This window comes from Methanoculleus taiwanensis (genome assembly GCF_004102725.1).
Classification (GTDB): domain Archaea; phylum Halobacteriota; class Methanomicrobia; order Methanomicrobiales; family Methanoculleaceae; genus Methanoculleus_A; species Methanoculleus_A taiwanensis.
In genome coordinates this window covers 82,986-106,087 of the sequence record NZ_LHQS01000001.1, presented here as the reverse complement: position 1 = coordinate 106,087, position 23,102 = coordinate 82,986, and the positions used below count along the sequence as shown (strand labels likewise).

Genomic DNA, 23,102 nt, shown 5'->3' with positions numbered 1-23,102 from the left:
CAATGAGACAACAGGATACAGGTAGCGGCGATTCCCTCTTTAAATACCGGCCGGATGACTTTTCGCCGCTGCCGGTCACCGTCGTACATATGGATCTCGCGTTCGATATCTACGACGGGCATACCCGCGTCGTCTCTGACCTGACGGCGGAGACACTGGATGCCCCGCTCGCGGTACTCGACCTGAATGCCAGGGCTCTCGACATTCTCCGCGTCACCTCCGACGATTACGGTGTCGCATACACCTACGACCGGGAGCAGGCCACCCTCTCTATCGTCTTCACGCCGCCGGTGCCGCCCCGCACCCGGTTTACGATCACCACCGAGACGATCTGCCGCCCGACCCGGCATGTCCTCGAAGGGCTCTACTACGACGAGACCCCGCCGGGTGCTCCTCCCACCCAGATCACCCAGTGCCAGCAGTGGGGGTTCCAGCGGCTCGTCCCCTGCCTCGACGATATGACCGCAAAGTGCACGTATACGACAAAAATCGTCGCCGATTATAACTATACGAATATGATCACGAACGGCGATCCGGTCGGCCCACGGCTCTACCTCGGGCTGAACCGGAGCACCGTCGCGTATGCGAACACGACGACCCCGATGCCGCCCTATCTCTTCTTCCTCGGGGTCGGCACCTACGATACGTTCAGCCGTGAGGTCGAGTATCCCGCCGGCAGGCGCTTTCTGCTTGAGCTGCTGGTTCCACCGGGCTCCGACCCGATCCCCGCCGGCAGGGCGCTCGAGATTCTCGCCGATGCGGTCATGTGGGTGCACCTCTTCACCGGTCCGGGGCAGTACCGGCACCCGGAGGTCCGGCAGGAGATCTGGGACCTTGTCCGGCGCCGCGACGCGCTGAAAGAGGCGGGGAGCGACCCTGAAGCGCTCGAACGGTGTCGAGCTGCGCTTGCCGAACGTGCGGCGGCGATAACTCCCGGATACGCCTATACGGGGTCGGTATACCGCGAGATCGGGATGCAGAACTCGGACTTCGGCGGGATGGAGAACGTCGGGAATACCACGATCGTTACGAACCGGATCATGCCGTTTCCGGAGATGACCGATGCGGCGTTCGACTACATGATCCGGGTGAAGGTGCACGAGTACTACCACAACCTGAACGGTTCGGAGGTGACCGGGAGGAGCCCGTTTGAGATCTGGCTCAACGAGGCGGTCACGGTGCACGTCGAGGAGCAGTATCACGCCTTCCTCTTCGGCGAGGCCTACACGCGGCTTGCGACCGTGCTCACCCTCCTCTCTCCGGAGGACGGAACGCTCGTCCTCGACCGTGGGGCGGGCTCCATGCCGATCGAGCCGGACGGGTTTAACGACCCGAACGATCTGATCACGGGCGTGACCTACGTCAAAGCTCCTGAGGTCGTCAGGATGATCGAGACTCTTGTCGGAAAGGAGACCTTCGCGGTCGGGCTTGCCCTCTATCACACCCGTTACCGGCACGCGAACGCCTCCCGTGCCGACTGGATCCGATGCATGGAGGAGGTTTCGGGATTCGACCTTGCCGGGATGGCGGAGGTCTGGCTGAAAGAGACCGGGTATCCGACCGTCACCGTATCCTCATCGTACGACGCCGTTGCCCGGTGGTTCACCCTATCGCTACGCCAGAGTCGCTCGCAGAGCGGTCGGGCATGGGAGTTTCCCTTCCGGTTTGCTCTGGTCGGCCGGGACGGGAGCGATCTCGCCGAGGGGACGATCCGGGTGACCGGTGAGGAGGAGCAGGTCGTTCTCATGGACGTCGACGCACCGGCGTTCCTCTCGCTGAACCGGGGCTACTCCTTTTACGGGACGGTCGAGGATACGGCGAGCAACGACGAGCTCGCCCTCCAGGCGGCATGTGACTCCGATCTCGTGAACCGATTCATCGCTTTCTCCCGGCTCGCCGACGCAGAGAAGGTGCGGCTTATCACCGATCCCGCGAGTGAACCGTCCGCTGCTTTCGCAGACCTGTATATTGCCCTTATCGGCGATGCCGCGCTTATGGACGATGCCGGCGGGCAGTTCATGACGATCTTTCCGTCGGTCGGTGACGAGCGGTTCGCTTACCGTTACCGCGCCCTTGCGGATGCCCGCCGCCGCCTGTATAGGGGGATTGCAGGGAGGCACGGGGAGCGGCTGGCCGAGGTATACCGCCGCTACGCGGAGCCGGCACGAGAAGAGGGTTCCTACAGTGACCGTGAGATCGAGGCGATCAAGCGGCGCCAGGTGAAGAACACAGGCCTCGCGGTGCTCGCCGCCCTTGATACTCCTGACGTTCATCGGCTCGTCCGCGGGCAGTTTGAGGAGTCGGTCGCCGCCACCGACCGGCTCGCCGCATTCCGCCTGTACCTCGAGAGCACGGCGCCGGATCGCATGGCGGTCTTCGACGCGTTCTTCGAGGAGTCGCGTAAAAACCTCGTTGCCTGGGAGACGTTCCTCGCTACCACCGCCGCAAGCGACGTTCCGGATATCGTCCCGCTCCTCCGGCGGATCGAGACCTCGGATGCCTTCCGGATCGAGCAGGCGAACGAGCAGCGGGCGCTCTATACCCGGTTCGCCCTGAACCGGCGGCAGTCGCTCGAGACCGCAGAGGGGCGTGCGTACCTGACGGAGGTGCTGATCCGGCTCGCACCGATCAACGAGTACAGCACCGTCCGGGCGCTCGACGCATTCGCGTTCATCGATCGGATGGAGGAGCGTTACCATGTCCCGGTGGCGCGGATCCTCGCCGCCCTCCTTGCGACGCTCGATCCTGAGAAGACGCCGTCGGTCTACAACACGGCCCGGCGATTCCTCCTCGGAGCGCCGGATGCGGTGCGGGCATACGAGGAAGAGTACGGGGAGATTCCGGCTCTCACCGCTCTCTCCGCCTGACCGCCGTCACCACCAGGAGAGCTGCAGCCCGACACCGGTCTCTTTGAGATTCACCACCCGGGCGAGGGCGATCTTCGAGGCAAGATCGGTGCAGTGGCAGGCGTGAACCGCCCGGGGCGCACAGTCGCGGAGGTACTCGAGGGTGCCGGCGAGGCGCTCCGGCGAGGGTTCGAGGAGGTGGAACCCGCCGATGACATCGACGATCCGGTCGTCGCCGCAGATCTCTTTTGCCTGCTCGATCGTCGAGCAGATCCCGGTATGCGCACAGCCGGTGACGATAATAAGGCCGTCTGGTGTCCTGCAGGCGAGCGCGCTGTCGTCGACGACCATATCCTCCGCCACCCCCTCGCTGGTATAGATCTCGCCGATAGGAGGTGAAACCTCGAAGTCGAACCGCTGCTCGATCTGGCCGAGGAAAACGAGGTTCTCCGTCAGCCAGAGGGGCGAAGCGGTCAGGAGCACCGTGCCGTGGCGGAAGAGTTCCTCCACCGAGAGGTGACACCCGATCTCGCCGATACCGGCGACGCTGCGCGTCAGGAAGGCGTCGGGATGGGCGACGAACGTCGGTCTTCCGTGCTCCCGCCCCTCGAACGCCGCCTCGGTATACAGCCTGATGAGTGCGTCGAGCCCCCAGGTATGGTCGAGGTGGCCGTGCGAGATGACGATCTCGTTGAGCCTGAGGAGATCGATCCCCATCTTCCGGGCGTTCTCGACGACGATTCCGGAGTAGCCTGCGTCGAAGAGCACCCTTCTTCCCCCTTCCTCGATATAGAACGAAAGACCCGGTTCGGCGGTGAAGTAGCGATCGGTGAGGGTGGTGTTGTCGACGAGCACAGAGAGCTGCATGGCGATCAAAGGTGTGTGCGAGCAGAGATAAATCCTGCTGGCACGAGTCCGGGTGATTCTGGATCTCTGCCCGGCTGCCTGCCCCGGTACGCTCTTTGAACGCCCGGAGCACCCCTGGCTGGTTCCGGCGCTTTCAGGGGAGGAGCGATGGTATGCCGGTCAGGGCATGGCGGGAATGGAACCGTGTCCAGTGCTTCTTGAGGAGGTGGCTGTACTGTGCCGCAAACGATCCGGCGACGGACGTTGTGATGACCAGGGCTGCGATGGTGGATGAAACCATGGCAGACCCGTAGAGTGCGGCGAGGATGATCGAGAATTCCCCCCGGGCTATCGAGACGCTCCCGATCACTATCCCGGCCGTAGATGATCCGTGCGTCATGCGCCCGATGATCACCCCGGAGATGAGTTTGCTGGCGATAGCAAGGATACTGAGGGCTGCGATGGGCACGATCCCGGGGCTGGAGGCAAAATCGACCGATATGCCGAAGAAGACGAAGAATAACGCGAGGAAGACGTCCCTGAAGGGTTTTGCGTGCCGTTCGAGGAGGGTCGGGCTCGTCGCGGCGAGCGCGGCGCCGAGGGCGATGACGACTATCGCCTCGGGGATGCCGACGGTGCTCGCAAAGAACGCAGAGCAGATGACGGCGGAGAATGTCAGGAGCACCGGAAGTTCGTCGTCGCGGTCGAGCAGGCCGCCGATCAGGTCTTTCCCCCATTGGGAGATGGCGGCGAAGAGCCCCGCAAGGAAGACCGTTCCGGTAAGAATGGCGATCGGAGACGTCTCGCCGGCATGGAGGAGCAGGATGATCAGGATGAGGACCATGTCCTCGACGAGCATCAGCCAGACGATCGTCTCCGTCTCGCGGAGGATGACCCGCCGGTTCTCGATGAGGTGAGCGAATGCAATTGCGGAGCTGCTGACATAGAATGCTGCCGCTACTACGAGCGATTCGACGAGTGAGAACCCGAGAGCCAGGGCGGCGATGAAGCCGACGACCAGGTTGATCTGCAGGTCGACAAATCCGATCTGGAGGATCGATGCACGCTGCTGCAGCAGCTCCCCGGGTTTCAGTTCGAGGCCGACGTAGAAGAGCAGGAAGATGAGGCCGAGACCGGTGAAGTAGTCGGAGATGGCGGTAGGCTCCACCAGGCAGAGTCCTGACCTGCCGATGGCGAGACCGCCGAGGATGTAGAACGGTATCGGGGGAAGAGAGAGGCTGCGTGAGACGAGGGCGAGGATCAGGCAGAGGCCGAGTCCGATTGCGATACCTTCCATCAGTCCTCCGACCGCTGCTGCCAGGCGACTTTCCGTCGCCCGCCCTCTCCGGCAGGGAGCGCGGAATGCCGGTTGCGGTCGGGAACTCCGAAGAGCGCGGCACAGATGTCGTTTGATCCCGACACGAGTCCGTATTTCACCCCGATTTCGGCATTGTCGAGCGCTCGCCGAGGCATAGTAGTCATCATGCGGAACTGCTAAATATACCTTTTGTTCGCCGAAAACCGGTGGGTACAGGCTTAGATCCGAATGGTGGCCTTCGCCCCGCTAGCAAGGGTGGAGAGGGTGGTTTTCCAGTGTGGCGACGTGCCCCGAATCGGACGCCGATTTTATTGCATAAATTATATAATTAATACCGATTATATTTCCGCCCTGTGCCGGGGGGCTCCGATTTGGGAGGATGTATTCCCGGTACAGTGATATGAAGTCCGTGACGGCCGGCACCCGGCATTATTCGCTTCCGGGAGATCCGGTACATCGCATCCCGCGGAGGAACCACTATGAGAAAGATTCTACTGATAAGCCTTGTTATTCTTGCTTGTATCGTGACGCTTCTCCCGTCGGCAGCAGCTGCCTCAGAACTCCCTGCCGGCGGCCAGTCCTCGACCGATGTCTCGGTCTCCACCAACACCTCGGTGACCTCGACGACCGATGTCTCGGTGACGACAGGCGCGGGCGGCGGGGCGCCGGCACCGAACGGCACCCGCGCCGTCGATGTGGCGCTCGCCATCGACAGCTCCGCAAGCATGCGGAACACCGACCCGGATGACCTCCGCATCGATGCCGCCCGCCTCTTCGTCGACCTCGCGGCGAACGATGATCTGCTCGCCATCGTCGACTTCGACCACGCCGTGACGGTGCTCGAACCGCTCTCGCTCGTCCGGAACAACCGGACGGCACTGAAGATGGCGATCGACCAGGTGGACTCGTCTGGCGAGACGAATATCGGCGGCGGTCTCCTGGCCTCGTTCGACCAGCTCGCCGAGCGGGGTATCCCGGGTCACGGGAAGGCCACGGTGCTCCTCACCGACGGGGTGCATAACACCGGAACCGACCCGCTCGCGGTGGTGCCCCTCTACGTCGAGCAGGGTTGGCCGGTCTACACCGTGGCACTGACCGACTTTGCGGACGAGGCGCTCATGCGGGAGATTGCGAGGCAGACGGGCGGGCGCTACTACTCCGCCCCCACGAGCAGCGCACTCCTCGATATCTACAACCGGATCAAACAGACGATCAAGGGACAGGATCAGATCACGAGCGAGACCGGCACCATCTCGGTGAACCAGACCGTCCAGAACATCGTGAATATCGATACGTCCGTCCAGGTTGTTGAGTTCACCTGCCTCTGCCCGCAGACGACGATAAACTACTACATCTACTACCCGAACGGAACCCGGGTCGAACTCGATCCCGAGAGCCCGACCGGTACCGAGAGCCCGGATATCACTTACATCTCGTCGGATACCTACCAGATCTACCAGGTGAACAACCCGGTCGTCGGCACCTGGATAGAGGTGATAAATGCGACCGATGCGAACGTCACGGTCGACTACTCGAGCACCGTTGCCGTCAGTGCTACGATCGAACTTGCGGCAGCCATCGACGCCTTTTCGTATGCACCCGGTGAGCCGGTCACGGTGACCGCCGAGGTTCGGAACGAAACGGCCGGGATCGAAAATGCGACCGTCACCGCGGTCTTCACTCTGCCCGGCGGGGAGAACGAGACGGTTCTCCTGAACGGAACCGGCAACGGCACCTATGCCGGGACGTTCTCGAACACGAGCACTACCGGCGCCTACCAGGTGCAGGTCAGATCGACGGTCGGTGATATCGTCCGGCAGGAGGTGCTGGACTTTGCAGTGACGGAGGAGGCACCGCCGGTCACGCCGACCCCGACGATGGCGCCGAATGCTACTCCCGCCACGCCGAATGCTACACCACCTCCGACGATGACACTGAATGAGACACCCACGATGACACTGAATGAGACACCCACGATGACGCCGACCCCGACTCCGACGGTGCCCGTAGAGCAGCCATCCGGTGCTTTCCTGCAGGTCACCAATAACTCTGCCGATCAGGTGAACCCCGATATCTCGGGCGATCTCGTCGTCTGGCAGGACAACCGGAGCGGAAACTCCGATATCTTCCGCTATAACCTGACCGACGGGGCGGTGACACAGATAACGACCGATCCGGCCGACCAGGCGAACCCGGCGGTTTCGGGCGTCTCGCGGCTGATCGTCTGGGAGGACAACCGGAACGGCGACTGGGACATCTTCTGGTACTCTCCCTTCAGCGGCGAGGAGTTCCCGGTGACGACGGCTCCAGGCGACCAGCGCTATCCCTCGATCGCCTTCCAGTACGTCTGCTGGCAGGATAACCGGAACGGCACCTGGACGGCGTACGTCGCCGACCTGATACCGGGACAGGAGACGGGCTCGCCGGCCGGTATGCCGGGAAGCGTCCAGGAGAATCCTGCAATCGCTTTCGGCGGGGTCGACGGCCCGACGGTCTGGCAGGACGACCGGAACGGCAGCTTCGATATCTACTGGTCGAACGCCGGCACCAATGAGATGCCGGTCTGCATCGATGCAGGCGACCAGCAGTTCCCCGCCATCGACGGTCTTTCCGTCGTCTGGCAGGATACCCGGAACGGGAGTTCCGATATCTACCTTGGTGATCTCGAGACCGGGAACCGGACGCAGATCACCGACGATCCCGCCGACCAGGTGTACCCCGATATCTCCGGCGACTTCATCGTCTGGCAGGACAACCGGAACGGAAACTGGGACATCTTCCTCTATAACCGGGTTGACGGCACGCTCGTCCAGGTGACCGACGATCCGGCCGATCAGATCTATCCGTCGATCGCCGGGAACTACATTGTCTGGCAGGACAACCGGAGTGGAAACTGGGACATCTTCCTGTACGCGATCGACGGCGTGCTGCCCGCTTCACCGGCGGAGACCGGCGGGATGCCGGAACCGGGTCTCCCGCCGCTCGCCGCCAATCTCACCGCGAATGTAACGAACGGCACGGCGCCGCTGACCGTTCTCTTCAATGCAACGACCAGCGGTGACCCGACCGCCTGGTCGTGGGAGTTCGGCGACGGGGCGACCGCCACCGGCGAAGGATCGGTGCAGTATACCTACCAGAGCCCCGGCACCTATACGGCGAGGCTGACGGTGACGAACGAGACCGGCGGGAACGCGACCGATACCGTGATCGTTACGGTCACGCAAGAGCCCGCAGAGAACGTCACCGACAACCAGACCCCGGAAGCGGCGCTGCGTGCCGATCCTGAGACCGGCGCGGTGCCGCTCACCGTTACCTTCCAGGATCAGTCGACCGGATCGATCGACGAGTGGCTCTGGTTCTTCGGTGACGGGAATGCCTCGGCATCGCCGAATGCGACCCATACCTACGTTGAGGCCGGGAACTACACCGTGACCCTGACGGTGAGCGGCCCTGCCGGGAGCGACACCGCGAACGGGACGATAGCCGTACTTCCAGCGATACCGGCGCCGGAAGAGGCGGCAGGCAACCTGGCCCGTGCGTGAGGAGTCCTGGACACCTCACGTTTTTTCTCTCTCTTCGGCCTATCAGTACCCGTGAGCATGCACGACGAGAACGATCGGATAGCCTGCGGCTCCTCTCCTTCGTTCGAGGAGCTTGCCGGCCGGGGAGCGAAAGAGCGATTTGTCGCGATCGGCATTGAGCCGGGTGCGCGGCTCTGCCTTGCAGACCTTGCCGGGCTCTACGACCGCTACGGATTCGAGACCTACCTCTACTTCGACGAAGATCTCGCTGGAAGATCGCCTCTCAAGGATGATCTCGAGGATTTCCGGATCGTGCCGGAGGCGGCACGCCCGTTCATGCGGCTGCCGGTCTTTCTCCGGACGATGCGAAAGCATGATCCGGAATTTTCGCCGGAAAACGTGACGGTTGAGGTGATTGACTGCGGCACACTTGAGGAAACGTACGGGTGTGTCCTTCGACCGAGGCCGTACCTGCGCTGCCTCCTGCTCGGGCCGGGAAAATAATTTTTGTTTTAGTCCCGATCTTCGCCCGTCCGGAAGACCGCATAGACCGGGTAGTGGTCGGAGACGGCTTCGGTCATCGTCTGATTCAGCCCGTAGGCGGTATCGAACCGGAAGACGCCCGCATCGCCGGTGAAGTCCGGGGCGGTCGGGCCGGTGGCGATGATCCGGTCGTAGGTGGCGTTGGTGCTCTTTGTGGTGGTGTCGAGTTCATCCGTGATCAGCCATGTATACCCGTCATCCCGCAGCGGTGAGGTGCCGCTCTCGTTGAAGTACGATCCGTCGGCGTTCAGGTCGCCGAGGACGATGAAGTCTTGCTCCTGAGGATAGACCTCCCGGGCATACGCCACCACGGCACCGAGGGCGTCGATCTCTTCGGTCGCCTCGTCGGGGTCGGTGTGGACGACGATGTAGACCGCGTCGAACGATCCGTCCAGTACCGTGAACGGAGCGATGAACGGGTCGCGGTGGAACGGGTCGGTGCCTTCCGGTTCGGGGTATGTTCTGCCGTCCGCTGTCGGTGCGACCGTCTCCCGGTCGTAGAAGTAGGCGTACTGCTCCTTGCTCGCCGTCCGGCCGAGCCTGACGCTCTCGATATAGGTGTAGTTCGAGCCGTCGGCGTTCACGGCCGCAAGGAGCGCCGGCAGCGCGGTGCCGGAACTGTCCCGGATCTCCTGGACGGCGACGATATCGTACGTCCGGATGATGCGGGCGAGCACCTCCATGACCTCGGGTTTCGCCGCCTTCGTGACGCCGAATACCTGGATGTTGAACGCGCCGATCCGGATAGTGCCGTTCGCCGCCGGCTGAACTTCGGTCGGAATCGGGATCGGCGTGACGGTCGGGGTGTCCGGTGTCAGCACCGGCAGGTTCGGGAGATCGGGCGCCTGGAACGTGACCGTGCACCCGGCGGTGCAGGTGAAGAGGAGGATGAGCGCCGCGAGCAGAGAGAGCGCTCGAGAGAAGGGCAAACAGGTCATTCGTCTACAGGTTCGCGGTGAAACGATAAAAACCGGATGAAACGCTCCTGTTCAGGCATCTTCCGCCCGCCGGAGGGTGAACCGGAATGCCGCCCCCTGCTCCGGGCTGCCGGGGACCCGATCCTCGACCCAGACCTTCCCGCCATAGCGCCCGACGAGAATCTGCACGAGGTACAGCCCGAGCCCTTCGCCGACACCCCGCCTCTTCTGTTCGTACCGGTGGAAGACCGCCTGCTTGTCCGCATCCGGGATGCCGGGGCCGGTGTCCTCGACCGAGACCAGCACCTCGCCGTCCCGCTCAAGGGCCCGGATGGTTATCCCGACACCGGATCCGCCGTACTTCACGGCGTTGCCGATGAGGTTTGCGAAGACCTCCGGGAGGAGATCGTCGGCCCGAACCGGGAAGGGAGATCCGTCGTACCGTATGGTGCTGTCCGGGAACTGCCCGATCTCCCGCCGGATCACCTCATCGAGATCCAGCTGTTTGAGCCCGGATGATGCCTCGTGGATCCTGCGGATGGTGGCGACGGTGCCCAGGATCCCGATGCTTTTCCGGATGCTGCGTTGCAGTTTCTCCGCGTAGGTGACCGCCTCCCCGTCCAGCGCGTCGACGAGCAGCTCGGCATACAGGTTCGAGACGTTCTCGGTGTTCCGGATATCGTGCGTCAGGATGTCGAGGTACAGGTTCGCCTCCCGGTGGGAAGCCTCCAGCTGCCGGTGAAGCCCGTTTAACTCATCGGTGTAGCGCTGGAGAGCTTCTTCCGCTCTTCGTCGTTCGCGCACCTCGGCCGTCATCGCGGTAAGGAGTTTCTGCTGGCTGCGGAAGACGAAGAACGCGGCGAATACGGCAAGAAGCGTCGTGAACGCAACGGTGGTGATATGTGTCTCCACGACCGTGATGTCGGGATAGAAGAACGTCTTGATGAACTGGAAAACGCTCATTAAGAGGAGGATGATTGCGGCGACCTTTCCGAGTGCCAGGAGCATGCCGGTGGGCGGGCATAACTTTGCGGGGCGATTAGCCACTGTTCCCTCTTCTTCGAGAGGCGGGCGGAGTCCGGACAGACTCCGGGATCCACAGGGCATCTGAGCCTTGTACACGCTTCACGATAAAGCGTTCTCCCTCCCCTGTACGACATAGTCCCATGACAGAAGTGTTCCCGCCGGAGAGCGGGGACTTTGAGGAAATGTTCTGCCTTTTGCGGCGTCGGGCGTCAGAACCGGGAGGGATGGTATAAGCGTCACCTCTCTCCACAATCTATTTATTCTGCGATATAAATCTCAGCGAATGTCTCTGAACCTGCCCGATACCTGGGTGAAGGCGGCGGTCGAGCACGTCGTCGTGCAGATCCTCTACCGCACGCCGGAGGGCGAGATCATATCCCGTGAGGTCGAGCCCGATGCGATCGCTTTTAAAGGGGAGAATGTAGCCTCGCTGACCGGTTACGCTCACGCCGACCGGGCGCTCCTCCAGTGCTTCCGCCCGGAGCAGATCATCGGCTTTTCTCCCACCGGGCGGCAGTTTCGTCCTCCCTCCGGTGGAAAGTGGGAAGATCTCCGGCCGCTCTACAATAGCCGGGGGCTCGCCGGGCGGGACTGGTAACGGTTACCTGTTGTTTCGCTTCACCTCGAACTCGGCGAGGATCTCCCGGCAGGTGCAATGATTTCCGAGGCGGTAGATCGCCGCCCGGGTGACCTCGAAGCGTATCGGGAAGTCGAGACCGGGGAGAAGCGGCTCGATCTCCCCGAAGCCGAGCGTGATGTGGGGCGAATACCGGGAAAAACTCGACGTTTCCGGAAACCGGCGGAGGCAGTCGACCGTCGATGCCGTGACGCGTTCGCCCGCGAAGATCTCCTCCGTTACATCGGCGACCGCGTACCGGGAGACGGCGTTCATCACGGTTTTATGGAAGAGCTGAATGATCTCCGGCCGCAGGACGTGGAACGCCGAAATCCGATCGCCGCTCGAGACCGACTGGTGCTCGATCGCGTCGATCGTCAGGGTCATGGGGGTGCAGTGCTGCACGATCCGTTCGACCGCCCGGGTAAGTTCCGGAAGATTGTCGCGCCGGACCGCGGCCATGGCCACGGAGATATGCGGGACCGCTCCCTCCCGGGAGAGGATGATCTCCCCGTCGGAGTTCCCCATGATCAGCGCCTGGTTTATCCGGATAGCCTCGTCCATCACCGGGCCGGGCGGAAGAAGGACGATGTCGATTGCAACGGTATCGGGAAGTGTGCTCATAGGTGGGAGAAAGGCCGCGGGAATAATAAAAGAGTTGTGGGGCTTCTGGCTGCAGGATCATCCCGGCGTTTCTTGAGTGATGGCGGCGAAGGAATAAACGTCAGAGAAGAGATCCACGCGATCCCCCGCGCAAACGTCCCGTTCAGCACCGACTGGAAATTCCTTCCCGCAGCCCCGGACGGAGCGGCGGGCGCCGGTGAAGCGGGAACTCTTCACGAGCTCCTGGCGGGAATAGACTCTCCCTTTATCTCCTGCGGCCTGCAGTCCTCACCAGGTGATCCCGAAGAGCGGCTCCTCGTTCGTGAGGTTCGTCATCCTCCGTGCGACCGCCTGCATCGAGAGCTCTTTGCCATCCCTGATACTGTTCTGCATAGCCTCGATCGCGGCCTTAACCGCCTCGTCCTTCGATCGTTCCCCGCGGACGGTCATTCTGACGCTCAGCGTCACGACCCATTCGGTCTCAGTCAATTGTTTGCCCCCCTGCTACCGCGGTCATATGCGTCGTAGGGGATAAATGCAACGTCGCCGCCCCCGGCAGAGTGTCAGACTCCGGAAATTCGAGAGTTCTCCTCCCGCTCCGGGGGAAATGGGTAGGTTTCCGTGCAGGTATCTACTTCATCGCCTTCTTTATCTTCTCCTGGACCTCCGGCTCCTGGATGTCCATCTGGTGTACAGTCATGATGTGCCCTTCGACGCGCTTCATCAGCTCGTTCTCACCCTCGGCCTTCTCCTCATAGTCGCACGCGAGGCCGAGATCCTTACAACGGTAGGTCATCACTTGTTTCATACCTCTCACCGGCCGCGGGCTATGGCGTGAAAAATATAAAACTGTGCCGATAGATCTGGTGGTGCAGGACACCGGAAGAGATCCGATCCGGCGCTGCGTCCCGGCCTTCCGCACCTGCGGTTTCAGAGGGGCCTGTCAGATTTCATCAAACACCCCTGCGGCCGGTGATGAGTCTTCGCTCTTCGCGGATCGGCGCCCGGGAAAATGGCTATATCCTGTCAGGATAACGGGGTGGCTACCCGAAGGAGTTACGCGTGCATGGTGAGCGATTTGGAACCGTCAATCTACTGGAGACTCTTCACCCGCTACTCCGGTATTCTTGCATTCTTCGCCCTGATCACTGTTATGGAGCTTCTGACGCTTGTGATCGCCGATCCCGCGTATCACGCGGTCGTGAGTTTCCTGAACGGGACGATCTGGCTGCTTCTCACCCTCTCGTTTCTCTTCTTCATCGGCCTTGTCTTCCGGATGCTGCCGTTCCCGCTGAACCTCCCCTCCCCGGTGTTGATAGCCTCGGCGAGCCTCTTCCTCGTCGCCTTCTTTTCCCGCGTCATACTCCTTGCGGGCGATCTCTTCGGGGTCGTCCTCGTCCACTCGTTCACACCGGTCTCGGTGATGCTCGGGATAGCCGTCTTTGCCGCGGCTCTGATCGTCGGCTACATTCATATTCTCCGGTCGGTCCTTCTCGAATCGCGCACGGGTGTTCCGGCCTGCCGGGAAAAACGCCACCCTACCCGCGAGGAGAAGGAGCGGATCAGCTGGGAAGACGTCGAGCGGGAGCTCCGGTATGCGGCATATGATATCCTGCAGAAGATCCGCGAGGAACTCCGGTCGGATGAAAAACGGTGAAGCTGCTGCCCCTCACCCCGCGGGTTTCTCGCGAGGATTGCACGCGTGCATGCTCTCGATCAGCCCGTCTTTGAGATCGATGATCCGGCAGAAGTAGCGTTCATGCCATTTCTCGTGCGAGACCATGACGATAGTCTGGTCGAGCTCCTCGTTGACCCGGGCGAAGAGGTCGAGGATGCTCTTTGAGGTCTCTGAGTCGAGATTGGCACAGGGTTCGTCGGCGAGGAGAATGCTCGGGTTGTTCACGAGCGCCCGTGCGATCGCCACCCGCTGCTGTTCGCCGCCCGAGAGTTCGCTCTGCCGGTGGTTGATCCGGTCGCCGAGCCCGACCTGCCTGAGCACTTCGGCTCCCCGGCGGGTGTACTCGGCCTCTGGCACTCCCCGGGCAAGCGACGTCACATAGACGTTTTCAAGAGCCGTCAGCTCCGGGATCAGGGCGTAGTCCTGGAAGACGTAGCCGAGCCGGTTCAATCGAAAGAGCGTCTGTTGCCGGTCGGAGAGTTTCTGCACATCACGACCGTCGATGAGGACTCTCCCCGAGGTGGGTCTGTCGAGCAGCCCCATGATGTGGAGCAGCGTCGATTTGCCGCTGCCGCTTGCCCCCGTGATCCCGACGAACTCTCCTTTTGCGATCTCAAATGAAACTCCCTTGAGCGCCCGCACCTCGACCTTGCCCATTCGGTACGTTCTCGTGACATCTTCGACGACGATCATGCCTGCTACCTCTGGATTGCGTCCAGAATATCCTCCCGTGCGGTCTTCCATGCCGGGATGTACCCGGCGATCACCGATACGATGAAAAGGCTCGCGACGCTTCGTATAATTGTCATCGCCTCGACCACCGGGTAGACCGGACCGCCCGGAAAGATGAGGGGATTGATCGTGAGATAGGTGATGACCCCACTCGTGAGGACGAGCCCGACTACTGTTCCGACCGAGGTGATGACGAGCACCTGGATGACATACGAGTTGATGATGATCTGCCGGTTGATCCCGATCGCCTTTAAGATCCCGATCTGGCGGCGTTTGTTCACCGTATTGATGAAGATGACGATGAAAACCACCACGATGGCGATGATCAGGCTGACCAGGGTCGAGATGGCGTTGATGATCTCGAAACTCTGGATCGCCTGGTCGACGAATCCGGCCGCTTTCTGCTGGTAGGTGAAGACCTGCTGCTGGACGCCATAGGCGAGAAGGCGGGTCCGGAACATCTCCTCCTCGCCGTTTACGGCGGTCTTCACGAGGATCTGCGACGCCTGGTTATCGAGACCGAGGACGGCATCGATCGCTTCGGTGGTAACAAAGGCCGAGGTGTCGACGCCGATGGACTCCGTCTCGTAGATCCCCTTGACCTGGAACGTGCGCCGTTCACCGTTCGGGAAGGCGACCTCGACTGAATCGCCGACCTGCACGCCCTGGAGGGACGGGAGCCCGCCCCCCTCCTCTCCTTCCGTCCCGGCGAGTATCCCGCCCATGACGATCCGGTCGGTATCGCCGTCGCTCAGAAACTCCCCGGCGATCAGATTCTGATCGATCGTTGTGACCGACCGCTCGTCTGTGGGGTTGATGCCGTAGAGCGTGCTCCTGGCGTTCCTGCCTTTGTAGAAGTAGGTGACCCCGGTCGAGATGCGGGGCGAGGTGCCGATGATACCGGGGATCCGCTCGACCTTCTGCTGCAGGGTCTCGACATCGCTGATGTACTGATCGCCCTCCCGTGGTTCGATGACCAGGTTGCCGTAGTTGAAGTTGATCGACTGGGAGTTGAACGTCTCGATGACTCCGGAGATGATCGAGGGGAGAAAGACCAGGTTGACAAAGATGAGGGCGATGATCATGATGGTCAGGATCAGCGTCCCCTTGTTTCCCCGCTGGATCTGCTTGAATGCGAGGAAGGATGCCACTTTGATACTTTCGAACATGGCGGAACCCTTATTCCATCTCCTCCTCTTCCCGCCGCCTTCTCCGCCACCACCAGACGGCGACGACTGCCGCGACGATGACGATCGCGGCGGCGGCGATCAGGAGGAGGGTGTCGTCCGAATCGGCGACGGCCATCTGCAGTCGCTCCTCCATCGTATGCGTCCCGAAATCGTCGGTATATGTGATCAGGAGGGTGTAGTCGAACGTTCCGGCCTCATCCGCGGTAAGGGTGAAGACCGCTGGAGCATCGTTGTTCGGTTCGATGGTGCCCATGAAGGCTTCCTTCCCTCCCTGAAGGGGGAGGCCGTCGATAGTCGCCCGCACCGAGTTTGCATCGCCGGTACCGGAGTTCTCCACTCTGATGATCAGGTCGATCGGGTCGCCGACCGTTATTCGGGTCGGATCGGTGCTGACCGAAGCGACCCCGAGCTCGGCCTTTCCTTGGATCGGAACGCCGACGGTCGAGACTTCACGAAAGAGGTTTCCATCGTTGTTCTGGTAGGCGACGGTGATCAGAATCGGCTGCAGCCCGAGCGCTGTTCCGGTGTCGGTCAGGAAACGCATCTCCCGGGCGGCCTCCTCGCCCGGAGCGAGTCGGGGGATGTAGAATGTCTGCGGGGTGGCGGCGGTTATCGATGAGGTGCTTGCATTGACGTTGACCGTAACATCGTTCGCCGCCGCCTGCCCGTCGTTCGCGACCACCAGCGTGAGGTTGAAGGGCTGCCCCGGTATAACGCTCTCGGGGACGCTCCGTTCGATCCGGATAGCCGGTTTTTTAATGATCGCATAGCCTGAGTTCACGTTCACCGGAACCGGATACTTCAGGCTCGTCGCACCGGCGACCCGGACCCATACCTCGGGGAAGTAGATCCCGTCTTCGGCAGGGGCACGGAAGAGAAACGTGAGCCTTGCCGACTGCCCGGGCCCGAGCGCACCGATCCTGCCGTAGCTCCCGGTCAGCACCTCGATTCCGTCTCCTTTCAGGGTGGCGTCCTCAATGACCGCGTTGATCTGGGTGTTGGTCGTCGTAGTGGTCTGCCCCTGTCCCGGAACCGTCTCGGCGGCGGCTTCGGTCCGGGTTGCGGCCGTCGCGGTATTTGTAAGCACAACGGTGATGGTTCCGAGATCCCCCGGCTGCACCACGGCAGGGGTGACCGTGTAATTAGAGACGATCACCGACGGTTGGTCTGCGGTGACAATTCCCGGTAAGACCAGTAGCATGAAGATCAGAGCGGCCACACACAGTTCCCACGATCGCATAATCCCATTCCTGCAGACCGGAGCTCCGATCCGGGAATGCCTCTTGCGCACCCCGGTATTTCGGAACGGTCGGCAGGGAAGATACCGAATGTTCTTATATAACACTTGTGGCAGCCTTGCCGGCGAGCCGCCCCGGCCCGTATCCATGTTCAGTATAATACTGCGATATTATTATATTCCTTGAATTATAATGAAGTCTCGAGGGAGCGGGGAACCCGGTGCCCGATCAACCGTCGCCTGCACAACCACTCCGAATAACAGCGGTTTGTCCTCCATTTCAGTTACAACGCTCTATTGCCGCAATCATGGTGTAAGGTCCGGAGATCTGCCGGGGGTGCTGATATCCCCGTACTCATGCTCTTCTGCACGGTGTAACATTCAAGAGACGGGACGGGCATATGCTCACGCATGACGGGCGGCCATCACTACCATGACGAAGAGGAGAGACGCACCTGGCAGAACCCCGAGTCGATCCTTGCTCTGATCGGCCTCTCCGCAGGCCAGACGTTCGTTGATGTCGGGTGCGGCGACGGTTTCTTTGCCCTGCCCGCAGCGAGGATCGTCGGCCCGCTCGGCCGGATCATCGGGATCGACATCGACGCCGACGCCCTCGATCGGCTTCGCCGCGAGGCGGTCAGGGAAGGCCTCGAAAACATCTTCCTCCATCACGGCCCTGCGGAGGAGATCATCCTCTGTAGCATCTGTGCCGACGTTATCTTCTTCGGGATCGACCTGCACGACTTCGACGATCCCGCCCGGGTGCTCGAACGTGCACGGGAGATGGTCAAACCCGCCGGGGTCGTGGTGGATCTGGACTGGCGCAAAGAGATGCAGCCGTTTGGGCCGCCTTTTGAGAAACGGTTCAGTGTGGAGTATGCCGTATCCCTTATGGAGAGGGCGGGGCTCCGCGTGGAGTCGGTGGCCGAGTCGGGCATTTACCACTACATCATCCTTGCCCGGCCAACGAGGGAGGCCTGATCCGGATAAGGGGCTTTAGGGAGCATTTATATTTACGGTGCCGCTATTATACGCAATGGTGCAGATGAAGACAATCTACGGCATTATTGCAGCCCTCATCCTTGTGGCATGCATGGCGGGAGCCGGTTGTACCGGTACAGAACCCGCCGCGAACGAAACCCCGGCTGAGACCCCGACTGCGGCGGAGACCACGGCAGCCCCCGCCGACGAGTTCGTGTACAATGAGACGAACAACGGGCAGACAGCGACCGTTCCGGTCGGAAGCAACATCACCATCCAGCTCGACGAGAACCCGACGACCGGGTATGAGTGGAACGTAACCTCGTCCGAGGGGCTCGTCTCCATCAGTGACGAGTTCATCCCGCCCTCCGGGCAGCTCGTCGGAGCCGGCGGCCTGCGTGTCTGGGAGTACGGCGCCGTCGAGAACGGCACGGGCGAGTTCGCCGCTGTCTACAAGCGCCCGTGGGAAGAGACGACCGGAAACGAGACGACGTATACCCTGACCTTCACTATCGTGTGAGGGCGCTTCCCCCCTCATTTTTTTGGTATGCCCCGCATCCCCGATCAAAAACGGAGCGTTAATACAATCCCCCTGCGTTCTAATGCTTATTTATGGCTGAAACCGGAACGCGGATCGATAGACTCACCCTCCTCCTCATCGCGGGGATAGCCGCCGCAGCTGCTATTGCCTTCTGGCCGCTTGCGGGAGCGCTCTTTGTCGCCGGAACATTTGCCATCGTGCTGATGCCTCTTCACCGGGTGCTTTGCCGCCGGATGCCTGCCTGGTTCTCTGCGCTTCTGCTGACGGGCGGCCTCGTCTCGGCGCTCGCCGCGCTGCTCGTCCTTCTGGCGGGTGTCCTGCTCGAGAACACGAACGAAATACTGCACATGCTCCAGACGATCGTCTCGTGGGCGGGTTCGCTCCTCAGCCGGCACGTCGATCTCAACGCCGCTGGGGCTGTTATCGACATAAACGCTTGGCTCGCAGAGATCGTCGGGCTCGCGGAGCAGAGCCTGATGGGGATCATACCCCAGGTTCCGCTGATGGTCGTCGACATCATCGTCTTCGTGCTGGCGCTCTACATCGCCGTCCTCGGGGGCGACAAGATCTACCGCGAGGTCGCGGCAGCGCTCCCGAAACGCTCGCAGCGCGGGATCAACGCACTGACGGTCACCTTCACCGATACCATCTACTCCGTCTACGTCCTGCACGTCATCGTCGCGCTGGTCACCTTCGTCCTCGCGGTTCCGTTCTTCGCGATCCTCGGGTTTGGAGATGTCTTCTTCTACGCGGCACTCGCCGCCATCTTCCAGCTCATCCCTGCCGTCGGGTCGCTCGTCCTCATTGTCTTCCTCGCGGTCTACGCCCTCGCCTCCGGCGACTACCGGGCGCTCGCCCTGCTCGTCTTCGTCGGCTACCCGCTCCTCTCCGCTTTACCCGACTTCTTCCTCCGCCCCATCCTTATGGGTAAAAGGGTTGATATTCACCCGGTGCTCGTTCTGATCGGGTTCATCGGCGGTCTCGGAGTGATGGGGCTGATCGGGTTCGTCCTCGGTCCGCTCTTCATGGCGCTGCTCGTCAGCGGCTACCACGTTCTCGTCGAGGAGCTGCATGGGGCAGCCCACGAAAATGCCCCTCTCCCTGATCGGAAGGAGTTCGGGGATGGGACGGCGGCCGGAGAGTAGGCGATGCCGGATCAGAGCGGGTCGAAGTACCGCTGGTTTGTCTCCGCACTCCTGACACAGAAGGCGGTGTGGGTGAGGCCGTACTCCCTGCTGATCGGGCAGGTCGGGCAGAGGCATGTCTTTTGCTCGGTGATGCACCGGAAGCTGCCGCCTATTGCGCAGAAGAGGCGCTCGGCGGCATTCTCCGCGCATTCCGTGTAGGCCGGGCAGTCCGGGCAGGTGCAGAGTTCTTTCTCCTGCGTTATTATCTCCGTCAGCTTCTCCGGCGGAATCTGCTTGAACTCCTTCATCTTCTCTTCGAACCTATCCATGGAAACCACCGCGGCATCGATCTTTTCCGGACTATATATCGTTTTCTTTGCCCGGCATCCGGCGTTCCGGCAAAGCGCGGGTGCGGCATAATTCCAACACACATAAATATCTGGCAAAAGATGATGAATCATGATAAAAAATCGAAGTCTGCTGAAGATGCTCCCTCTGATGCTGGTGCTCGCAGCACTCGCCTTCCCGGCGGCTGCACAGAGTACGCTGCCGATGGACGTGAAACCCGGGGACACCATCGAGGTGGGTTCGGAGACGACCATCCTCGAACTCGTCGATCTCCGGAACCAGTCGACGCTCAATCCCATCACTGAATTGCGGAAGTACCAGATGGACGACCCCGGCATGCAGGTCACCAAGGTAATCCCGGTGAGCGACGACACCTACGTGCAGATCAACTCCCGCACTCTCGGGGGCACCTACGGCCGTTACTTCCCCTACAACGCAAAGGACGGCGTGATCAACAATCCGATCATCTTCGCCCCGGCACCGGCAACGCCCGTCCAGACAATGACCGCAACCCCGACCGACACGGCCACGGAAGAGACGGCCGTCGAGACGCCGGTGGAAACCACGGCGGTGCCGACGACGCAGGCGCCGCTCTCGGTTGCCAGTGCGATCGGGGCACTCTGTATCGCTCTTCTGGCCGCTGTGGCGTGGAGCCACCGGCGGTAGTTTCATATCTTTTTTTGCCGTGAGATCCCCTCACCCGGGTGGTCTGGGGGGGAGCCGGTTTTTCGGGGCGGCATAATGCAAGCATTCTGGTGGATATATATCAATAATGATAATTGTCTGGCTGCTACGGTGATGCCTGGAAAGGTGCTCCATTGTTCGCATACTCAGTGCTCTCCCGCCGGTCGGTTCATCCGAAGCAACATACCCTCGCCCTCTCCCTGGCGGCTGATGCTCCCACCCTCGCTGTTTCGGGGTTCCTTTTCATAGCTCCTACAGTCCTGCATGCGTCATTCTGCGGTGCCTGCAGGGAGAGATCGTTTGCAACGTGATGGTGAAGATATGAAACATGCAATTCTTGGAATCCTGTTCCTCGCCTGTGTCTGTGTCACCGGAAGTGCTGTCCTCGGGGAAGCGGGGCAGCAGGTGGCAAACACCTCGGGGGAATCGGGAGCATTTTCTGGTAATGATGCGTGTGTCGTGTGGCAGGAGAACCGGAGCGGGAATTGGGATGTCTATCTGTTTTGTAATGCAACACAGAACACGTCCCGGATAACGTTGAACCTGCAAGATCAGATCAACCCGGTGAGCAATGGGGACCTGCTTGTCTGGCAGGATAACCACACCGTGTAGGGATGGGCATTTCCTCCTCACCCCCCGAACCTGGCTGTGATGGAGTAGGCCGGGGAAACTTTTATGCTGGTCGGCACACTCTACGCCTGGCGGGGCTCTCCCCGTGATGCCCGCCGATCCGTTCGTCTGCCTGATCGCAGAACTCGGTCTCTCACCTGCTGGAGGCATCCCGTTCGGAGCGGCAGCGGCTCTGGAGTGTCTGTTTTTTCCCTAAGCCCCCATGCGGCAATGCGCGGATCGGGGGTGCAGGAGGTGTGAATGATGAGATTACGGAGTTATATCCTTCTTGGCACTGTTTTGGTGGTTTTTTTCTGTATTGTGGGCATCGGAGCCGCTTTGGAGTGGCAGGTGACCGACGAATCGGTGGATCAATGGTATTCGGCACTCGACGGTGACCTGGTGCTCTGGTCGGACGACCGGAACGGGGACTATGACGTCTATCTCTATAACGCTGGAAACGATACCGAAACGGCGATCACGAACGATTCCGCGAACCAGATCGTCTCGACCCGATCGATGTGGTCGATGATCGAGGGCGACCGTTTCGTCTGGCAGGACAACCGGAGCGGGAACTGGGATATCTTCATGTACGACCTCGCGGCCGGTGAAGAGACGCAGATAACGGACGATGCCGCCGACCAGGTAAGCCCCGCAATCGCCGGGGACCGGATCGTCTGGCAGGACAACCGGAGCGGGAACTGGGATATCTTCATGTACGACCTTGCCGGCGGCGAGGAGATGCAGGTAACGACCAATGCGTCGGATCAGGTCGCCCCGGGCGTCACCGGGAGCCTGATCGCCTGGAACGACGATCGCTACGGCAACTGGGACATCTTCATCTGGCTGCCCGATGATGCCCGGGCAGCGGAGACGGGAGGACAGGCGCCACCGGCAGCGACGACCACGCCGACGACGGCCGGCGGGGGGCAGTCAAGTCCGGATACCGAATCAGGGCCTGATACTAAGCCGCCTGATACCGGTCCTGGGCCTGCACCGGAACCAGAACCGCCCGAACCTGATCCCGAACCCGATCAGAACCCGGAGGGCTCCGTCGAACCCGAAACCCCGATGCTCCCTCCTCCCGGGATGGCACCGAACACCAATCTGCCTGAAGACGTGCCATGGAGGGGGACGGGGGATGGCACTGGCGGAACCGGTCTTCCGGGCGGGTCTGTCCAGCCCGTCAACCCGATAGTACCTCCCACTGGCAGCAGCACCTAGCGGCCGGGAGCCGCGTGAATCAGATCTCCGGTGCGTGTGGTCTCGAAAAAAGATTGCTCTCTCTGCGGGAGGCGGGAGCCTTTCCGCCTCCCCTCAAAACTGTGAGCCCATTCAGCACGTCACGTGGATGACGGCCGCGTACTTCCGCTTCTCCTTCTTGAGTGCCTTTTTGAGATCGTCCGTCGTCGGCATCATGATCACGTCAAAGCCGTCGAGGATCCGTTTTGCGCCATAGGTGATCGGCAGCTGTCCGCAGAACCCGATGTCGATATAAACGACCTCTGGTTCCTCGTCCCGGAGGAAGTGCAGCTCGGCATCGGTGAGCGGTGTCTGGCCGTATTCCTCTTTGAGGTGCCGCGAGAGATCCTTATTCCGCTTCGTAACGCTGCCGTCGACGTGGATGTAGACGTCGTGCTTGTACTTCTCGCCCTGTATCTTGATCTTGCCGAACTTCCAGGTCATGGTATCAACCGCCGGAACGCTTCGCTACCGGATTTCAATCTCTCCGGGTATAA

The 23,102-nt window shown here is 61.3% G+C and carries 23 protein-coding genes; 10 read left to right on the top strand and 13 right to left on the bottom strand.

What is annotated here, in order from left to right; translation table 11 throughout:
- The first annotated feature begins 2 nt into the window (after positions 1-2).
- Positions 3-2,867 carry a M1 family metallopeptidase gene (locus tag ABH15_RS00570; protein WP_128692429.1) on the top strand — a complete coding sequence of 955 codons (2,865 nt, stop codon included), beginning with the start codon at positions 3-5 and terminating at the stop codon, positions 2,865-2,867.
- A gap of 6 nt (positions 2,868-2,873) precedes the next feature.
- On the opposite strand, the gene ABH15_RS00565 is transcribed toward ABH15_RS00570, so the two are convergent.
- The 3 genes from ABH15_RS00565 to ABH15_RS13550 form a co-directional block, all read right to left on the bottom strand.
- On the bottom strand, positions 2,874-3,713 hold the full coding sequence (locus ABH15_RS00565; RefSeq protein WP_128692428.1) for an MBL fold metallo-hydrolase: 840 nt from the start codon (positions 3,711-3,713) through the stop codon (positions 2,874-2,876).
- 133 nt (positions 3,714-3,846) lie between these two features.
- On the bottom strand, positions 3,847-4,989 hold the full coding sequence (locus tag ABH15_RS00560; RefSeq protein WP_128692427.1) for a cation:proton antiporter: 1,143 nt from the start codon (positions 4,987-4,989) through the stop codon (positions 3,847-3,849).
- Positions 4,989-5,165, bottom strand: a complete 177-nt coding sequence (locus tag ABH15_RS13550; protein ID WP_164913594.1) for a hypothetical protein — start codon at positions 5,163-5,165, stop codon at positions 4,989-4,991. Before ABH15_RS13550 ends, ABH15_RS00560 begins: the two co-directional genes overlap by 1 nt.
- Before the next feature lie 324 nt (positions 5,166-5,489).
- Here ABH15_RS13550 and ABH15_RS00555 point away from each other — a divergent pair, with 324 nt between their 5' ends.
- Positions 5,490-8,552: a PKD domain-containing protein gene (locus tag ABH15_RS00555; RefSeq protein ID WP_128692426.1), complete on the top strand. Its 3,063-nt coding sequence runs from the start codon at positions 5,490-5,492 to the stop codon at positions 8,550-8,552.
- A 57-nt stretch (positions 8,553-8,609) separates the two neighbouring features.
- Complete coding sequence (locus tag ABH15_RS00550) at positions 8,610-9,035, top strand: hypothetical protein (RefSeq protein WP_241648010.1); 426 nt, start codon at positions 8,610-8,612, stop codon at positions 9,033-9,035.
- 8 nt (positions 9,036-9,043) lie between these two features.
- Here the strand turns inward: ABH15_RS00550 and ABH15_RS00545 are convergent, their stop codons facing one another.
- Together ABH15_RS00545 and ABH15_RS00540 are read right to left on the bottom strand one after the other, a co-directional pair.
- Positions 9,044-10,012 carry an exonuclease/endonuclease/phosphatase family protein gene (locus ABH15_RS00545; protein WP_128692424.1) on the bottom strand — a complete coding sequence of 323 codons (969 nt, stop codon included), beginning with the start codon at positions 10,010-10,012 and terminating at the stop codon, positions 9,044-9,046.
- A gap of 51 nt (positions 10,013-10,063) precedes the next feature.
- Complete coding sequence (locus tag ABH15_RS00540; RefSeq protein ID WP_241647956.1) at positions 10,064-10,999, bottom strand: sensor histidine kinase; 936 nt, start codon at positions 10,997-10,999, stop codon at positions 10,064-10,066.
- A gap of 301 nt (positions 11,000-11,300) precedes the next feature.
- On the opposite strand from ABH15_RS00540, the gene ABH15_RS00535 reads away from it, so the two are divergent.
- Positions 11,301-11,615, top strand: a complete 315-nt coding sequence (locus ABH15_RS00535) for a WYL domain-containing protein (protein ID WP_128692422.1) — start codon at positions 11,301-11,303, stop codon at positions 11,613-11,615.
- A gap of 3 nt (positions 11,616-11,618) precedes the next feature.
- Here ABH15_RS00535 and ABH15_RS00530 read toward each other — a convergent pair whose 3' ends face one another.
- The 3 genes from ABH15_RS00530 to ABH15_RS00520 all read right to left on the bottom strand — a co-directional run bounded on the left by ABH15_RS00530 (position 11,619) and on the right by ABH15_RS00520 (position 13,044).
- A complete protein-coding gene (locus ABH15_RS00530) occupies positions 11,619-12,257 on the bottom strand; it encodes a 2'-5' RNA ligase family protein (protein ID WP_241647955.1) in 639 nt (212 codons plus the stop codon).
- A 267-nt stretch (positions 12,258-12,524) separates the two neighbouring features.
- Positions 12,525-12,725, bottom strand: coding sequence for a hypothetical protein (locus ABH15_RS00525; protein WP_128692420.1), 201 nt, complete (start codon positions 12,723-12,725; stop codon positions 12,525-12,527).
- Positions 12,726-12,867: 142 nt separating this feature from the next.
- Positions 12,868-13,044: a DUF1059 domain-containing protein gene (locus tag ABH15_RS00520; protein ID WP_128692419.1), complete on the bottom strand. Its 177-nt coding sequence runs from the start codon at positions 13,042-13,044 to the stop codon at positions 12,868-12,870.
- 258 nt (positions 13,045-13,302) lie between these two features.
- Here ABH15_RS00520 and ABH15_RS00515 point away from each other — a divergent pair, with 258 nt between their 5' ends.
- A complete protein-coding gene (locus tag ABH15_RS00515) occupies positions 13,303-13,893 on the top strand; it encodes a hypothetical protein (protein ID WP_128692418.1) in 591 nt (196 codons plus the stop codon).
- A 12-nt stretch (positions 13,894-13,905) separates the two neighbouring features.
- Here the strand turns inward: ABH15_RS00515 and ABH15_RS00510 are convergent, their stop codons facing one another.
- The 3 genes from ABH15_RS00510 to ABH15_RS00500 are packed head-to-tail and all read right to left on the bottom strand — an operon-like array spanning position 13,906 to position 17,076.
- A complete protein-coding gene (locus ABH15_RS00510) occupies positions 13,906-14,607 on the bottom strand; it encodes an ABC transporter ATP-binding protein (protein WP_128692417.1) in 702 nt (233 codons plus the stop codon).
- 5 nt (positions 14,608-14,612) lie between these two features.
- Entirely contained in the window at positions 14,613-15,815 is a 1,203-nt protein-coding gene (locus ABH15_RS00505; RefSeq protein WP_128692416.1) for an ABC transporter permease, read from the bottom strand.
- A 10-nt stretch (positions 15,816-15,825) separates the two neighbouring features.
- On the bottom strand, positions 15,826-17,076 hold the full coding sequence (locus ABH15_RS00500) for a COG1361 S-layer family protein (protein ID WP_128692415.1): 1,251 nt from the start codon (positions 17,074-17,076) through the stop codon (positions 15,826-15,828).
- 408 nt (positions 17,077-17,484) lie between these two features.
- Between ABH15_RS00500 and ABH15_RS00495 the strand changes: the two genes are divergently transcribed.
- From ABH15_RS00495 to ABH15_RS00485, 3 genes are all read left to right on the top strand, one after another.
- Entirely contained in the window at positions 17,485-18,054 is a 570-nt protein-coding gene (locus ABH15_RS00495; RefSeq protein ID WP_128692414.1) for a class I SAM-dependent methyltransferase, read from the top strand.
- Between the two features lie 55 nt (positions 18,055-18,109).
- Positions 18,110-18,574, top strand: a complete 465-nt coding sequence (locus tag ABH15_RS00490) for a protease inhibitor I42 family protein (RefSeq protein ID WP_128692413.1) — start codon at positions 18,110-18,112, stop codon at positions 18,572-18,574.
- Positions 18,575-18,666: 92 nt separating this feature from the next.
- Positions 18,667-19,740, top strand: coding sequence for an AI-2E family transporter (locus ABH15_RS00485; protein WP_128692412.1), 1,074 nt, complete (start codon positions 18,667-18,669; stop codon positions 19,738-19,740).
- Between the two features lie 11 nt (positions 19,741-19,751).
- On the opposite strand, the gene ABH15_RS00480 is transcribed toward ABH15_RS00485, so the two are convergent.
- Positions 19,752-20,051, bottom strand: a complete 300-nt coding sequence (locus ABH15_RS00480) for a DUF2769 domain-containing protein (RefSeq protein WP_128692411.1) — start codon at positions 20,049-20,051, stop codon at positions 19,752-19,754.
- Between the two features lie 130 nt (positions 20,052-20,181).
- On the opposite strand from ABH15_RS00480, the gene ABH15_RS00475 reads away from it, so the two are divergent.
- Complete coding sequence (locus ABH15_RS00475; RefSeq protein WP_128692410.1) at positions 20,182-20,736, top strand: hypothetical protein; 555 nt, start codon at positions 20,182-20,184, stop codon at positions 20,734-20,736.
- 888 nt (positions 20,737-21,624) lie between these two features.
- Positions 21,625-22,587 (top strand): hypothetical protein, encoded by a 963-nt coding sequence (locus ABH15_RS00465; RefSeq protein WP_128692408.1) that lies wholly within the window; start codon positions 21,625-21,627, stop codon positions 22,585-22,587.
- 111 nt (positions 22,588-22,698) lie between these two features.
- Here the strand turns inward: ABH15_RS00465 and ABH15_RS00460 are convergent, their stop codons facing one another.
- Positions 22,699-23,049 (bottom strand): hypothetical protein, encoded by a 351-nt coding sequence (locus tag ABH15_RS00460; RefSeq protein WP_128692407.1) that lies wholly within the window; start codon positions 23,047-23,049, stop codon positions 22,699-22,701.
- Positions 23,050-23,102 lie beyond the last annotated feature (53 nt).